Origin of the sequence: Actinocorallia libanotica, from assembly GCF_039525175.1 — a bacterium.
Taxonomy (GTDB): Bacteria; Actinomycetota; Actinomycetes; order Streptosporangiales; family Streptosporangiaceae; genus Actinocorallia; species Actinocorallia libanotica.
Genome location: NZ_BAAAHH010000038.1, coordinates 43,015 through 57,408 on the forward strand (window position 1 = coordinate 43,015; position 14,394 = coordinate 57,408).

General features: G+C 72.1%; 14 protein-coding genes. 7 read left to right on the forward strand and 7 right to left on the reverse strand.

Going from position 1 to position 14,394, the window contains the following annotated elements:
* Positions 1-9 precede the first annotated feature (9 nt).
* Genes ABD140_RS32735 through ABD140_RS32755 form a run of 5 tightly spaced genes read right to left on the reverse strand, consistent with a single transcriptional unit; the run spans position 10 to position 4,658 of the window.
* Complete coding sequence (locus ABD140_RS32735) at positions 10-1,611, reverse strand: AMP-binding protein (protein WP_344245489.1); 1,602 nt, start codon at positions 1,609-1,611, stop codon at positions 10-12.
* Positions 1,608-2,663, reverse strand: coding sequence for an NAD(P)H-dependent amine dehydrogenase family protein (locus ABD140_RS32740; RefSeq protein ID WP_344245491.1), 1,056 nt, complete (start codon positions 2,661-2,663; stop codon positions 1,608-1,610). The genes ABD140_RS32735 and ABD140_RS32740 overlap by 4 nt, the downstream gene beginning before the upstream one ends.
* Positions 2,660-3,355: a VOC family protein gene (locus ABD140_RS32745; protein ID WP_344245492.1), complete on the reverse strand. Its 696-nt coding sequence runs from the start codon at positions 3,353-3,355 to the stop codon at positions 2,660-2,662. The genes ABD140_RS32740 and ABD140_RS32745 overlap by 4 nt, the downstream gene beginning before the upstream one ends.
* A complete protein-coding gene (locus tag ABD140_RS32750; protein WP_344245493.1) occupies positions 3,352-4,104 on the reverse strand; it encodes an SDR family oxidoreductase in 753 nt (250 codons plus the stop codon). Before ABD140_RS32750 ends, ABD140_RS32745 begins: the two co-directional genes overlap by 4 nt.
* Positions 4,101-4,658, reverse strand: coding sequence for a nuclear transport factor 2 family protein (locus ABD140_RS32755; protein WP_344245494.1), 558 nt, complete (start codon positions 4,656-4,658; stop codon positions 4,101-4,103). The genes ABD140_RS32750 and ABD140_RS32755 overlap by 4 nt, the downstream gene beginning before the upstream one ends.
* A gap of 216 nt (positions 4,659-4,874) precedes the next feature.
* Between ABD140_RS32755 and ABD140_RS32760 the strand changes: the two genes are divergently transcribed.
* The 7 genes from ABD140_RS32760 to ABD140_RS32790 all read left to right on the forward strand — a co-directional run bounded on the left by ABD140_RS32760 (position 4,875) and on the right by ABD140_RS32790 (position 11,876).
* Positions 4,875-5,654 (forward strand): ABC transporter ATP-binding protein, encoded by a 780-nt coding sequence (locus tag ABD140_RS32760; RefSeq protein ID WP_344245495.1) that lies wholly within the window; start codon positions 4,875-4,877, stop codon positions 5,652-5,654.
* On the forward strand, positions 5,651-6,361 hold the full coding sequence (locus ABD140_RS32765) for an ABC transporter ATP-binding protein (RefSeq protein WP_344245497.1): 711 nt from the start codon (positions 5,651-5,653) through the stop codon (positions 6,359-6,361). The genes ABD140_RS32760 and ABD140_RS32765 overlap by 4 nt, the downstream gene beginning before the upstream one ends.
* Positions 6,362-6,375: 14 nt before the next feature.
* On the forward strand, positions 6,376-7,272 hold the full coding sequence (locus ABD140_RS32770) for a branched-chain amino acid ABC transporter permease (RefSeq protein ID WP_344245499.1): 897 nt from the start codon (positions 6,376-6,378) through the stop codon (positions 7,270-7,272).
* The gene (locus ABD140_RS32775; protein ID WP_344245501.1) at positions 7,269-8,396 is read left to right on the forward strand and encodes a branched-chain amino acid ABC transporter permease; all 1,128 of its coding nucleotides are present in this window, start codon (positions 7,269-7,271) and stop codon (positions 8,394-8,396) included. The genes ABD140_RS32770 and ABD140_RS32775 overlap by 4 nt, the downstream gene beginning before the upstream one ends.
* An 8-nt stretch (positions 8,397-8,404) precedes the next feature.
* Complete coding sequence (locus tag ABD140_RS32780; RefSeq protein ID WP_344245502.1) at positions 8,405-9,676, forward strand: ABC transporter substrate-binding protein; 1,272 nt, start codon at positions 8,405-8,407, stop codon at positions 9,674-9,676.
* An 89-nt stretch (positions 9,677-9,765) separates the two neighbouring features.
* On the forward strand, positions 9,766-11,475 hold the full coding sequence (locus ABD140_RS32785) for a class I adenylate-forming enzyme family protein (RefSeq protein WP_344245503.1): 1,710 nt from the start codon (positions 9,766-9,768) through the stop codon (positions 11,473-11,475).
* Positions 11,472-11,876 carry a nuclear transport factor 2 family protein gene (locus tag ABD140_RS32790; RefSeq protein ID WP_344245505.1) on the forward strand — a complete coding sequence of 135 codons (405 nt, stop codon included), beginning with the start codon at positions 11,472-11,474 and terminating at the stop codon, positions 11,874-11,876. Before ABD140_RS32785 ends, ABD140_RS32790 begins: the two co-directional genes overlap by 4 nt.
* Positions 11,877-12,367: 491 nt before the next feature.
* Here the strand turns inward: ABD140_RS32790 and ABD140_RS32795 are convergent, their stop codons facing one another.
* Both ABD140_RS32795 and ABD140_RS32800 read right to left on the reverse strand, forming a co-directional pair.
* Positions 12,368-13,348 carry an LLM class F420-dependent oxidoreductase gene (locus ABD140_RS32795; RefSeq protein ID WP_344245507.1) on the reverse strand — a complete coding sequence of 327 codons (981 nt, stop codon included), beginning with the start codon at positions 13,346-13,348 and terminating at the stop codon, positions 12,368-12,370.
* 56 nt (positions 13,349-13,404) lie between these two features.
* Complete coding sequence (locus ABD140_RS32800) at positions 13,405-14,277, reverse strand: acyl-CoA thioesterase (protein ID WP_344245509.1); 873 nt, start codon at positions 14,275-14,277, stop codon at positions 13,405-13,407.
* Positions 14,278-14,394: the final 117 nt, after the last annotated feature.

The window sequence follows — 14,394 nt, forward strand, 5'->3', positions numbered from 1 at the left end:
GCGTTCCTCCTACCGGTAGGCCTCGCGCAGGCGGTTCTTCAGGAGCTTGCCGGAGGCGTTGCGGGGCAGCGCGTCGGTGAAGGAGACGCCGGCGGGGCACTTGAAGTGGGCCAGGCGCTCGCGGGCGAACGCGATCAGCTCCCGCTCCTCCAGGGCCGCGCCGGGCCGCCGGACGACCACCGCGTACGCGCTCTCGCCCCACCGTGCGGACGGGACCCCGATGACGGCGGCCTCCAGCACCGACGGATGCTCGGTGAGGACGCTCTCGACCTCGGCCGGGTACACGTTCTCGCCCCCGGAGACGATCATGTCCTTGAGGCGGTCGTGCAGGTAGAGGAACCCGTCGGCGTCGAAGGATCCACCGTCGCCGGTGCGCAGCCGCCCGTCGGGCAGGAGCGCCTCGGCGGTGGCGTCGGGCCGCCGCCAGTACCCCTGCATGACGTGCCCGCCGCCGATGACGACCTCGCCGCGCTCGCCCGCGGGCAGCTCCGCCAGCGTCTCGGGGTCGACGATCTGGATCGGCACTCCCAGCATGGGCCGCCCGGCCGACAGCAGCCGCCCTTCCTGCCCGGGGCCGGGCAGGTGGTCGGCGGGGGCGAGCATGGTCACCCCGCCGGTGGACTCGGTGAGCCCGTAGGACTGCAGGAACTTGCAGCCGATCGTGCGGGTGGCCTCGTGGATCACCGGCAGCGGGATGGGCGACGCCCCGTACACGACGTACTTGAGCGCGCTCCAGTCGGCCTTGTCGACCTCCGGCAGGGCGATGAGCCGCTGGATGAGGGTGGGGACGAGCGCGGCGTGCGAGACGCGCCGGGAGATCAGCAGGTCCCGCAGCTCCTCGGGGTCGGCGGCGAGCTCCAGCAGCAGGGCGGCGCCGTTGACCATCGCGACCATGGCCAGGCCGAAGCCGGAGACGTGGAAGTACGGGATCGGCGCCATCGCCACGGAGGTGGTGTCGAGTTCGATGCCGTAGTGCATGGTCGCCAGCGCCTGGCCGAGGTTGCGGCCGCTGAGCATGATGCCCTTGGGCAGCCCGGTGGTGCCGGAGGTGTAGAAGATGAGGGCGGTGTCCTCAGGGCCGGCCTCGTATCCGGGGTCGCCTCCGTGCGGCGCGTCCTTCAGCCACGTCTCGTAGCCGGTGGTGCCGGGGGCGTCGTCAGCGGTCACGATCCGGACGATGGACGCCACCGCCCCTTCCCCGGGGGCCAGACCGGAGTCCCCGGCGCCGAACACCGCGACGGACGGTTCGGCGTCGCCGAGGATCTGCAGGACCTCGCGCGGGTGGAGCCGGTTGTTGACGGCGGTCGCGATCGCGCCGATCTTGGCGGCGCCGTGCAGGACCTCCAGGAACGCCGCGGAGTTCACGCCGATGTAGGCGACGCGATCGCCGGGGCCGACCCCGTCGGCGAGCAGGGCCCGCGCGACGCGCGAGGCGCGCTCCTGCATCTGCCCGAACGTGGTGGTCCGGCCCGGCTCCAGCACGGCGGGCAGGTCGGGGGTGGCGGCGGCGCGGCGGCGCAGCAGGTCGGCGAACCGCTCCACGCGGGTGCCGTCGGCGTGCAGCGCGTAGTGCGGGTGGGGGCTGGCCTCCTGGATCGCGGTCTGGCTCACCGGGTGCCTCCCTTGAAGTCGAACGGGGCGAAGACGGGCGGCTCGAAGATGCCGGGGGGCGCGGCGACGACCTCGTGCAGCGCCCGGATGACGGGCCCGGAGGTGATGAACTGGCCGGCGGTGGTGCGGCTGGTCGGGTCGTCGGGTTCGATGAGGTTGAGCGTCATCGTCATGCCGGGTCTGCCCTGGACGGTGATCGTCCAGTGGTCGCGGCCGGCGTATTCGGGCAGGTCGGGATCCATCGTCCAGATGATCGCCAGGGTGAGGACGCGCCGCCCTTCGCTGACGAGGTGCCAGCGCCACTCGGTGGCCGCGACGGTGCCCTCCTTGATGGTCCCGGCGGGCACCTGCAGGTCGCGGACCGAGGCGCGGACCTTGTGGTCGGATTCGATCCGGTCGACGGGCAGCCGCATCCGCTCGGCCATGAACGCGAGCGTCTCGCCGTACAGCATCCCGTACATCACCGGCAGGTCCCCGCCGGCGAGGTCGACCGAGGCGGGCTCGGCGCCCATGCCCATGACGTCGAACACGAAGTTCGGGTCGGGCACGCGGCTGGCGTCCAGTACCTCGTCGATCTGGACGTGTTCGACGTCCAGGCATGCGCCGGTGAGGGCGAGGGTGAGGCGCTCGCCGACGACGCCGGGGCTGATCCCGACCCCGTACAAGGTGGTCCCGCCCGCTTCGCACGCGTCCAGGAACATCCGCTCGCGCTCGGCGCCGTGGGCGCGCGGGAAGTGGTGGCCGGCGGTGGTGATGACGTTCTTGCCCGACCGCAGCAGGGCGCACAGGTCGGCGTCGTGGGTCTCGTAGGGGACCTGGAGGCGGGGGGCGTGGATGACGACGTCGGCGTCGATGGCGAGGATCTCGGCCCGGTCGCGGGTGGCGATCACGCCGGTCGGCTCGCGGCGGGCGATGTCGCCGGCGTCGCGCCCGGCTTTGCGGTCGCCGTAGACGAACAGTCCGGCCAGCTCCAGGCCGGGGGTGTCCAGGACGGCGCGCAGGGTGGTCCTGCCGATCGCGCCGGTGGCCCACTGGATCACGCGCAGCGTCATGCGGTCTCCTTCGTGAAGCGCACGAGCAGCCCGGCGAGGGTGTGCTCGGCGGCGCGGGGGGCGGCGATGTCGACGGCGACCAGGCCGCGCCGCCCCTGGGCGGGCACGAACCGGATGCCGCCGTCTCCGGCGCTCACCCGGGCGGGGCCGGTGAGCTCGGCGTCCAGCAGCTCCGCCCACAGCGCGGCGGTCTCCTGCGGCGCCTCGACGGCGATGTCGACGGCCAGGAGCGCGCCGGTGGGGGCGTCCGCGGGGCGGGCGGGGGTGTCCCAGGTGTCGTAGTGCCAGCCGATGCCGTCGGGCATCCGGTCGGCCTCCAGCATCGCGCCGAGCCTTCCGGGCTTGAACTGGACGATGTCGGCGCCGTGGAAGTCCTGCCGGTGCGCGATCTGCACGCCGAGCCTCCCGGCGCGCTCGACGACGGCGTCGGTGTCGGGGACCTTCACGCCGACGACGTAGCCGCCTTCGCCGCGCCCGAGGAATCCGTGCAGGGCCGATTCGGGGCCGGCGGGGGCGACAATCTCCAGGTATGTGCCGCCGCCGAGGCCGAGGATCTCGTTGACGATGCCCCAGGACGCCAGTTCGGGGTCGGGGAATCCGGGGGGCAGGCCGAGCAGGGCGCGGGCGGCGGCCGCCGCGGGTGCGAGGTCGGCGGCGGCGACGGTGGCCTGCACGAGCCGGGGCCCGCTCATCGGCCGGTCCGCAGTTCGGTGGCGTGCAGCAGCTTGGCCAGGCCGCGCTCGTAGCGGGCGGGGTCGCGGGCCAGGCGGGCGCGGGAGTCCACGGCCATCCAGTCGGTGTCGCTGACGTGCTCGCCGCGCAGCATCGCCTTCAGCCCGGCCTTGGCGATGTCGGCGGGCTTCTCCTTGGCGCCGTCGACGTGGTCGGCCATGCGGGTGTCGACGGATCCGACGATGAGGGCGGTGACGCGGGTGCCCTGCGGCTCCAGTTCGGCGCGGGTGATGCCGCTCAGGTAGAGGGTCGCGGCCTTGGAGGGCGAGTAGCCGCCCATGAAGGGGGTGGGGGCGATCGCGGCGACGGACAGGACGTTGACGATGGCGCCGCCGCCGTTGGCGCCCAGCACGGGCGCGAACGCGCGGGTGGTGTTGAGCGGCCCGAAGTAGTTGATCTCCATCTCCTGCCGGGCGGCGTCCGGGTCGTCGGCCATGACCAGGCGCTGCCCGGCGTGGTAGCCGGCGTTGTTGATCAGCAGGGAGGTGTCGGCGCAGGCGGCGGCGGCCTTGGCGACCTGCTCGCGGTCGGTCACGTCGATCTCGACGGGGACTGCGCCGGCCTCGAGGAGTTCGGCGGGGACCGAGCCGGGGTCGCGCGCCCCGGCGTAGACCTTGGCGCCGCCGGCCAGGAGTTCGGCGGCGAACGCGGCGCCGATGCCGCGGTTGGCGCCGGTGATCAGGGCGGTGTAGTCGCTGAGCTTCCTCACTTGTCCTCCTCGGCGGCGCCGTTCGCCGTGTAGACGGGGTCGGCGGGGAACTTGCCGCCGCGCTTGAGGGCGGCGGTGTCACCGGCGAGCATGCCGAACAGCCAGGTCTCGGCGGCCGGGGCGTCGTGGCTCCACTCCCACAGCAGGGCCCGGTGGGCGATGCCCCAGCGGCCGTCGCGGCGTTCGAAGCGGTCGAGGATGCGGGCGCCGACGAAGCTGCTGCCGGGGCCGTCGGGGGTGCGGACGGCGCTGAAGGTGACGACGTAGGACTCAGCGGCGGCGGTGTCGCCGTCGAGGTCGATCAGGACGTTGGTCATGGAGTGCATGGTCCGGCCGCGGGGATGGGTGAGGACCGGGGTGATGCTCGCCACGTAGTCTTCGGCGGTGCCGGTGAAGACGCCGCCGTGGTCCTCGGTGGCGCCGGGCAGGTAGCAGGCGGCGATGCCCGCGGCGTCGCCGCGGTCGGCGCCGCGCAGGTAGCGCGTGAGGACCTCGGTGATCTCCTGCTTGTCGAGCAGGGCCTGCACGGCGCTGTCGCGGCTGTCGTTGGGCATGGGACTTCCTCCTCTAGCGGGACGTGACCCCCGTCTCCCTCACGCTACAACTAAGAGAGTGAATCGGCCAAGGGGTCTCTTCACCCGGCCGTCAAGATCGCCATACCGGTCTCATATCAAGCCGTTGACGTGGCCACTCTCTTTGTTGTAGCAATCATGTGACCGGAAGCACACTCACAACTGAAGTGTGAAAACGGCGAGAGGAGCCCGCCGCCCATGTCCCACGATCCGCCCCCCGAACTGAGGGTCGGCGACCTGACGCTCAGCTTCGGCGGAGTGACCGCCCTCGACCGGGTGTCCCTGACCGTGGCCCCCGGCGAGATCCGCGGGCTCATCGGCCCCAACGGAGCGGGCAAGACGACCCTGTTCAACTGCGTCACCCGCCTGTACCGGCCCGACTCGGGCACCATCACCTTCGCCGGGCACGACCTGCTGCGCACCCGCCCCGACCGGATCATCCGGCTCGGCATCGCCCGCACCTTCCAGAACCTCGCCCTGTTCCCCTCCCTGAGCGTCCTGGACAACACCCTGCTCGGCGCCCACTCCCGCGACTCCTCGGGCTTCACCGCCTCCCTGCTCGGCCTGCCCGGCACCCGCCGGGCGCACCGCGCACTGGCCGCCGAGGCCATGGACATCCTCGACGACCTGGGACTGGCCGACGTCGCCCACCAGGAGGCCGCCGGCCTGCCCTTCGGCACCCTCAAGCGCGTCGAACTCGCCCGCGCCCTCGCCGGACGGCCCCGCCTGCTGCTGCTCGACGAGCCCGCCGGCGGCCTCACCCACGCCGAGGTCGACGAACTCGGCGAACTCATCCTGCGGCTGCGCGCCGAACGCGGCCTGGGCGCCCTGCTCGTGGAACACCACATGGGCCTGGTCATGGGCATCAGCGACCGCGTCGTGGCGATGGAATCCGGCCGCGACATCGCCGAAGGCGCCCCCGAGGACGTCCGCGGCGACGAGCGCGTCCTGGCCGCCTACCTGGGGAGGACCGCATGAGCCTGCTGAACGTCACCGGCCTGTGCGCCGGATACGGCCCCGCCCGCGTCCTGCACGGCCTCGACCTCACCGTCGAGGCGGGCGAGATCGTCGTCATCCTCGGCGCCAACGGCGCCGGCAAGACCACCACGATGCGCGCCCTGTCCGGCCTCATCCCGCACACCGGCGCCATCACCCTCGACGGCAGGCCGCTGGACGCGCTGTCCGCACCCCAGATCGTCGCAGCGGGCATCAGCCTCGTCCCGCAGGGCCGCGGCACGTTCTCGCACCTGTCGGTCCTGGACAACCTGCGCGTCGGCGCCGCCCTGCGCAAGGACACCGCCGCCATCGCCGCCGACATCGACAAGTGGTGCGCGATCTTCCCGATCCTGGCCAAGCGCGCCGGACAGGAGGCCGGCACCCTGTCGGGCGGCGAGCAGCAGATGCTCGCGGTCGCCCGCGCCCTCATGAGCCGCCCCCGGCTGCTGCTGTGCGACGAGCCCAGCCTCGGCCTCGCCCCCAAGATCGTCGGCGAGCTGTTCGACGTGCTCGCCGACGTCAACCGCGAGCAGGGCACCGCGCTGCTGCTGGTCGAGCAGAACGCCGACCTCGCATTGCGCCTCGCCTCGCGCGTCTACCTCCTGGAAGTCGGCCGGGTGATCGCCGAAGGCGACGCCGAGCGCTTCCGGGGCGATGAGTCCATCCGCCGCGCCTACCTCGGCCTCTGAGAAGGGAGACGACGATGGACATCTTCCTGGAGCGCCTGTTCGACGGCATCACCAACGGCACCGTCTACGCCATCATGGCCCTCGCCCTGGTCGTGGTGTTCCGCGGCACCGGCACCATCAACTTCGCCCAAGGCGAGATGGCGCTGTTCACCACCTACATCGCCTGGGCCCTCACCACCCAGGGCATCCCCGTATGGTCCGCGGCCCTCATCGCCTGCGCGATCGGCTTCGTGCTCGGCGCGGCCGTCGAGCGGACCCTGATCCGGCCCGTACGGCGCCGCAACGACATGGCCACCCTGATCGTCGCCCTCGGCCTGTTCACCGGCTTCAACGCCCTCGCCGGGCTGCTGTTCGACGCCGAGACCAAGACGATGCCCGGCCTGTTCCCCGGAGGTCAGGACGACTACCTGGCCGTCGGCGGCGCCCGCCTGTACTTCGACGCCCTCGGTGTCTGGCTGGTCGTCGCGGTCCTCATCGGCCTGGTCTTCGCCCTGTTCAACCGCACCCGCCTCGGCCTGCACATGCGCGCCGTCGCCGACAACCCCGAATCCGCCGCCCTGGCCGGGGTGCCCACGGGCCGGATCCTCATGCTCGGCTGGGGCCTGGCCGGGATCATCGGCTCCCTGGCCGGCGTGCTCATCGCACCCCTGTCGGCGCAGCAGCTGTCCCTGACGACGATGTTCCCCATCCTCATCTACGCCTCGGCCGCCGCCCTGTTCGGCGGCCTCGACAGCCCCGTCGGCGCGGTCGTCGGCGGCCTGGCGATCGGCCTGCTGGAAGCGATGATCACCGGCTACGTCGACGTCATCGGCGGCACCCTCCAGCAGACCGCGGCACTCGTCGTCATCGTCCTGATCCTGCTGTTCCGGCCGACCGGCCTGTTCGGCACCCGACAGATGGAGCGGCTGTGACCACCACCTCCACCGAACACGCGCCGCCGCCCGCCCCGGCCCCCGCAAAACGCCCGCGCGGCCCCCTCCTCACCCTGGTCCGCGGCAGCGCCGAGCACCGCGCCGCCATCGCCGCCGGGCCGCTCCTGGCACTGGCCGCCCTCTACCTCGGCTCCGGGCTCGAGCCGTTCCGCGTCGGCCAGCTCACCAGCGTCCTGATCTTCGCGATCGCCATCAGCGGCCTCAACCTCGTCACCGGCTACACCGGCCTACTGTCGATCGGCCACTCGGCGTTCTTCGGCCTCGGCGCCTACACCACCGGCGTCATGATCGTCTCCTACCAGGTCGAGCCGCTGCTCACCCTCCCGGTCGCCGCCGTGCTCTGCTTCGCGCTCGGCTTCGTCGTCGGCCTGCCCGCCCTGCGCATCCGCGGCCTGTACCTCGCGCTGGTCACCCTCGCCGTCGGCGTCGCGTTCCCCGAGCTCGTCAAGCGGTTCACCGACCTGACCGGCGGCGCGGCGGGCCTGGTGATCCGCTCCCGCCAGCTCGCCCCGCCCGAATGGACGGGCCTGGGCGCCGGCCAGCGCTACCTGTGGCTCTACTGGGTGTGCGCCGTCGTCCTCATCACCGTCATCATCCTGATCCGCAACCTCACCCGCAGCCGCCTGGGCAAGGCGATGCTCGCCGTCCGCGACAACGAGCTGTCGGCGGCCTCCTCCGGCGTCCACATCGCCTCGGTCAAGACCCTCGCGTTCGGCCTGTCCGGCGCCGTCACGGGCCTGGCGGGCGGCCTGTTCGCCATGTACGTCGGCGCCCTGTCCCCGGACGGATCCTTCACCCTCCTGAAGTCGATCGAGCTGATCACCGGCCTGTTCCTCGGCGGCGCCGCCACCCTCTACGGGCCGATCGCCGGCGCACTCGCCGTGGTGTTCCTGCCGTATTACACCGCCGACCTGGTCTCCGGGCACGTCTCGGGGATCCTCTTCGGCGCCGTGCTCATCGCGATCGTGTTCCTCATGCCCGAGGGCATCGCCGGACGGTTCGGCGCGGTGGCGCGCCGCCTCGTCCGGATCGAGCCCCCGCCCGAAGACCTCCCCTCCGACCCCACCCCCGCCTCGCCCGAGCGCGAGACGACACAGAAATGAGTACGACCATGCGATCGATGCGACTGGCCGCCGCCGGCGCCGCCGCCGTTCTGCTCCTCGCGGGCTGCGGCACCGGAGCCGAGGAGGAGACCGCCCCCGGCGCCGCGGGCGGCCTCGTCACCGCCGACGACTGCCTCGACCCCGACGCGGCGACAGCCGCGATCACCGGCACCCTCAAGGTCGGATGGAGCGCGCCGCTGTCGGGCCCGCTGGCCGTGGCCGCGGGCGCCGTCATCGACGGGATGAAGGCCCGCTTCGCCGTCGCCAATGACGCCGGCGGCATCGGCGGCGTCAAGCTGGAGGTCGTCGCCAAGGACGACGCGTTCAACCCCGAGCGCGCCAAGGCCAACGTGAACGAACTGATCCAGAAGGACGGCGTGCACGTCCTGGAGGTGTTCGGCTCCGGGCAGCTGAACGCCGCGGCCGACGACCAGAACGAGGCGTGCGTGCCGCTGCTGTTCGCCCAGGCCGCGGTGCCGGAGTACCGCGACGCGGTGAACTTCCCGTGGACGACGGAGTACCTGCCCTCCAGCGAGGCCGAGATGGCCGTCGTGGTCGAGCAGCTGAAGAAGAAGTACCCGAACGGCGTGAAGGTCGCTCTGGCCTCGAACCAGACCGAATCCGGGCAAAGCTATGCCAACGGCTTCAAGAAGGCCATCGAGGGTACGAACATCACCATCGCCGCCGAAGCGCCCCTCACCGACCCCAACGCCGCCGTCACCACCCTGAAGGAGAGCGGCGCACCCGTCCTCATCGACGCGGGCGTCACCACCGACTGCCTGTCCCTCAGCCAGGCCGTCGGCCGCTCCGGCTGGAAGCCCGAGACCTTCGTGCAGCCCGCCAACTGCGTCGACGGCAAGAGCCTCTACGAGCCCGCCGGCGCCGCCGCCGACGGCCAGCAGGTGATGGTGTGGCTGAAGGACCCGGCCAACCCCATCTACGCCGACGACGCCGGCGTGAAGCAGTACCTGGCCGACGCCGAAAAGCACGGCGTCAAGGCGCCGCTGAACAACTACACCGTCAACGGCTGGGCCATCGGCGACCTCATGGTCGACGCGTTCACCAAGGCCGCCGCCTCCGACGACGGCCTCAGCAGGCTCGGCATCATCAAGGTCGCCCGCACCCAGACCTACTCCCCGCCGATGTTCATCGACGGCATCGAATGGAAGATGACGCCGGAGACCTCACTCGGCATCGGCGCGTTCCGCCCCTTCACCTGGAACGCCGCCAAGAAGTCGTTCGAGCCCGCCGGCGACGTCATCTCCATCGCCGGGAACTGAGCCGGGACGGCCTCGGCCGTCCTTCCCCGGGGGCGCGGTCGGCGCGGACCGCGCCCCCTCCTTCCCGCACCGACAACAAGGGAGCACCTATGCACCGCGGCCTGCACCCGGCCGACCGCGTCGCCGACTACACCGCGCGCGGCTGGTGGGGCGACGAGACGATGGACGCCCTGTTCCGCGCCCGCGTCACGGCGGCGCCCGACCGGGAAGCGCTCGTCGACCCCGCCAACAAGCAGGCGCTCACCGGGCAGGCGCCCCGACGGCTGACGTGGCGGCAGATCGACACCGAGACCGACGGCCTCGCCGACCTGCTGCTCGCACACGGCGTCGGCCCCGGCGACGTGGTCGGCCTGCAACTGCCCAACACCGTCGAACTCGTCATCGCCTACCTGGCGCTCTGGCGCATCGGCGCGGTCGTCTCGCCCCTGCCGGTGCAGTACCGCGAACGGGAGATCACCGAACTGGGCGGCCTGGCCGCCTTCTCGGCGTTCCTGACCACCGCGCGCGTCGGCGACCGCAGCCCCGCGGCCGAGATCGCCGCACTGCGCGGCGGCCTCCCCGCCCTGCGGACCGTGTTCGCGTTCGGCGACACGCCCCTGCCGGACGGCATCGTGCCCGTCACCACCGCGCCCGGCGCGGCCGACCGGGTCGCGGCGCACACCGCCGCCCATCCGGCCGACCCGAACGACTGCGTGACGATCTGCTGGACCTCCGGCACCGAGAGCACCCCCAAAGGCGTGCCCCGCACCCACCTGGACTGGCTCGCGATGAGCTGGGCGACGATCGACGCACCCCGCCTCACCGGCGACGACGTACTGCTCAACCCCTTCCCGATGGTGAACATGGCCGGCATCAACGGGATGTTCCTGCCGTGGCTGCGCGTCGGCGGCGTCCTGGTCCAGCACCACCCCTTCGACCTGCCGACCTTCCTGGCCCAGATCCAGGCCGAGAAGGCCACCTACACCGTCGCACCGCCCGCACTGCTGACGATGCTCCTCGCCCGCGAGGACCTCCTGTCCGCCACCGACCTGTCCTCACTGCGGCTCATCGGATCGGGCTCGGCGCCGCTCGCCCCGTCCATGGTCCGCGGCTGGCAGGAACGCCACGGCATCGGCATCATCAACTTCTTCGGCTCCAACGAGGGCATCGCGCTGCTCACCGACCCGCACGACGTACCCGACCCCGAAGAGCGCGCCCTGTACTTCCCGCACTTCGGCGCCCCCGGCACCCGGTGGTCCTCCCGGATCTCCGGCCAGGTCTCCATCCGGCTCGTCGACCCCGACACCGGCGCGCCGGTCACCGAGCCCGGCATACCCGGCGAACTGCGGATCAAAGGCCCCATGGTGTTCCCCGGCTACCTCGGCGGCGCCGCCCTGCCCTCCCCGTTCGACGACGACGGCTACCTCAAGACCGGCGACGTGTTCGTCATCGCCGGCGAAGGAGGCCGGTACCTCCGATACGTCGACCGGGCCAAGGACCTCATCATCCGCGGCGGCATGAACATCGCCCCGGCCGAACTGGAAGGCCTCCTGGCCGGCCACCCCGACATCGCCGAAGTCTCCGTCGTCGGCTACCCCGACCCCGTCCTGGGCGAGAAGGCCTGCGCCGTCGTCGTACCCCGGGCCGGCGCCCACCCGTCGCTCGAAGGGATCGTGGCGTTCCTGCGCGACTGCAAGATCGCCTCCTACAAGCTGCCAGAACACCTCGAAATCCGCACCGAGCTGCCCCGCAACCCCGTCGGCAAGGTCCTCAAACGCGAACTGCGCGCCGACCTGTCCACTGGAAAGGACCTCCGATGACCGACGACGACAAGCTCGCCGCCGCACGGGACATGGTCGCCGCCTGGAACGCCCAGGACTGGGCGGGCATCACCGCGATGTTCGCCCCCGACGGCCTCCTGCACAGCGTCATGCAGGAGCCGCTGCGCGGCCGCGAGGCCATCGCCGAACGGCTCGGCCACCTCGCCGTCGGCCTCACCCACCTCGAACTCCAGGTCCGAGCCCTCGGCGTCATCGACGGCCGCGTCTTCCTGGAGCGCCGCGACGTGTTCGACAGCGGCCACGGCCGCACCGAGGTCCCCGTCGTCGGCGTCCTGTCCTACACCGCCGACGGACTGGTATCCGAATGGCTGGAGTACTACGACCGGGCGACACTCCTGGCAGGCCTCGGCCGCACCGCCGCCACCGACTTCGACACCTGACACCCCGCCCGCCTCCACTTCGGTGACCGAAGCCAGCCCGAGAGAACCACCGGACAGGCGACCGAACGGAGGCGGGCACCATGGCGGTCGAGGCGAGACCGGGCGCCATCGGACAGGCACTCCTGGCGATCGGCGGGCAATGGACCCTGCTCATCCTCCAACGCGCCTTCCACCAGCACATCCGCCGCTTCGCCGACTTCGAACGCGAACTCGGCGTCCTGCACCCCGAAGGAACCGGCACCGCACGCCGCTACCCGCTCACCGACGAAGGCGCCGCCTTCTTCGGCGCCTTCGCACTCCTCGCCGACGGGGCCCAACGCTGGTACACCTGGCCGCCCGGCAGCGACGTGCACCTGATCCACCGCGCCTGCGGACGGCCCCTCCAGCCGTACCTGCGCTGCCGCGGCTGCAGCGAACCCCTGGAACGCACCCGCGTGGCGTTCACTCCGGCGGGTGCCACAGCACCCGCCGGAGGAAACACCCCCCCTCCTCTAGGAAGCCAGACGGCGCAGCCGCTCCAGCGTGGCGCGCCCACCGGGATCGGCGCCGACACTCGCGGGAATCACCGCCACCTCGTCCACACCCGCCGCCGCATAAGCGGCGAGCTGAGCACGGACCTCCTCATCGGAGCCCACCAACCCGACCGCCCCGACCAGCTCGCGCGGCACCGCCGCCAGCAGCTCCTTCGGATGCGGACGGGTCCGGGCGAACGCGACCAGGTCACCGAACCCCGCCTCGGTGAACATCTCGCCATACCCCGGCGCCGCCAGATAACCGACGACACCCCGCCGGACCTGGTCGACCGCCTCACCGTCACCGGCATCGGCGGCGCTCACCCACGCCGTCACCGCCGGCGCGTCCCGGCCCGCCAGAGCCGCCTCCTCCCGCATCGCCGCGGTCAGCGCACCCGCCGACGCCGGAGTGAGCAGATTCAGCACCATCCGGTCGGCATACCGCGCCGCCGTCCGCACCGCCGCCGGACCGAACGCGGCGACCGCCAGCGACGACCCCGGCGCCGCCAGCCGCAGATGATAGCCCCGCGTGCTGACGGCCTCACCCTGGAAATCGGTCTTCTCACCCGCCAGCAGCGGCCGCAGCGCCCGAACCGACTCGCTCAGCACCCTCGCCGACCGCTCCCGCGACCTGCCATGCCAATGGGAGACCACCAGAGGGCTCGACGTGCCCACCGCCACATCGACCGGCCGCCCGCCCAGATCGGCGACCGAGGCCGCACCACGCGCGATGAGCATCGGATCGCGCACCGCCACGGCCAGCGGCCCGACCGTCAGAGCGAGCCGCGTCCCGGCGGCGATCCGCGTGGCCAGCGCGAACGCGTCATACGTCGCCATCTCACCGATCCACAGCCGCTCATAGCCCAGCGCGTCGGCATGCCGTGCGGTCTCCAGGGCCTCGGCCGGCGGCCGATCCTGCCAGAATCCCAGCGACACCGCCAAAGACGGCAGAATGCTCACAGGCGTCTCCTTCACTTTCACTTCGACATGGAGGCTCCGACGGGGGCCGGAAGCTCTCAGCGGGGATAGAACAGGCCTTCCTGCGCGATCGAGGCGACCAGCAGACCGCCCCGATCGAACACATCGGCGCGCACCAGGCCGCGCCCGCCCTCGGCCACGGGCGAATCCTGCAGGAACAGCAGCCAGTCATCGGCACGCGCGGCGCGATGGAACCAGACGGCATGATCCAGCGACACCGCATCCCACACCTGCCCGTCGGCGACCTCCACCCCCAGCGGCATCCCGTGCGGCACCAGAACACCCGCCAGCGTCGTCACATCCGACAGGTACACCAGCAGCGCCTGATGCAGAGCCGGCTCATCGCCCACCGCCCCCGCCATGCGATGCCAGGCCGCGCTGCCGTGCGGCGGCATGTCCGACGCCACCCGTGTCTCGACCGTCGGCATGTCCCACAGATGCTCGGGATCCGCCCCATGCCCGCTGCTCCACTCCACCAGCGTCGGCAACTCCTCCGGCGGCGCGACGCGCGGCGCCCCGGCCTGGTGCGACAGGCCCCCGGCCGGAGCGGCGAACGACACCGTCATCGTCGCCAGGACCCGCTCGTCCTGCCTGATCTCCACCGCGCGGCTGCACAGGCGGCGCCCGTCGCGCAGCCGCCGCACGGCGAACGCGGTGTCCTTGCGAGGATCACCCCCGCGCAGGAAGTAGGCGTGCAGCGAGTGCGCCGGAACCGCGCCGGGCACCGTGCGGGCGGCCGCCACAAGGCCCTGGGCCAGGAGCTGGCCGCCGTAGGAGCGCGGAGCGTCGATGCCGTGGAAGGCGGGCGCGATATAGGCGTCCGGGCCGGTCTCGGCGAGGTCGAGCGCGCTGAGCACGCCCGTGATCGCCGTGTCCGGCCCGATGCCGCTGTGCCCGTCGACTCCGACCATGCGCGCCCACTCTCTCCCGATCGGTGTGCTCCAGGTCACTATAATAAACAGAGTCAAGTACGGAGGAGGCGACCAGGGGCCGACGAACACCCGCCACCAGCGAGCGCTCCCCGACCG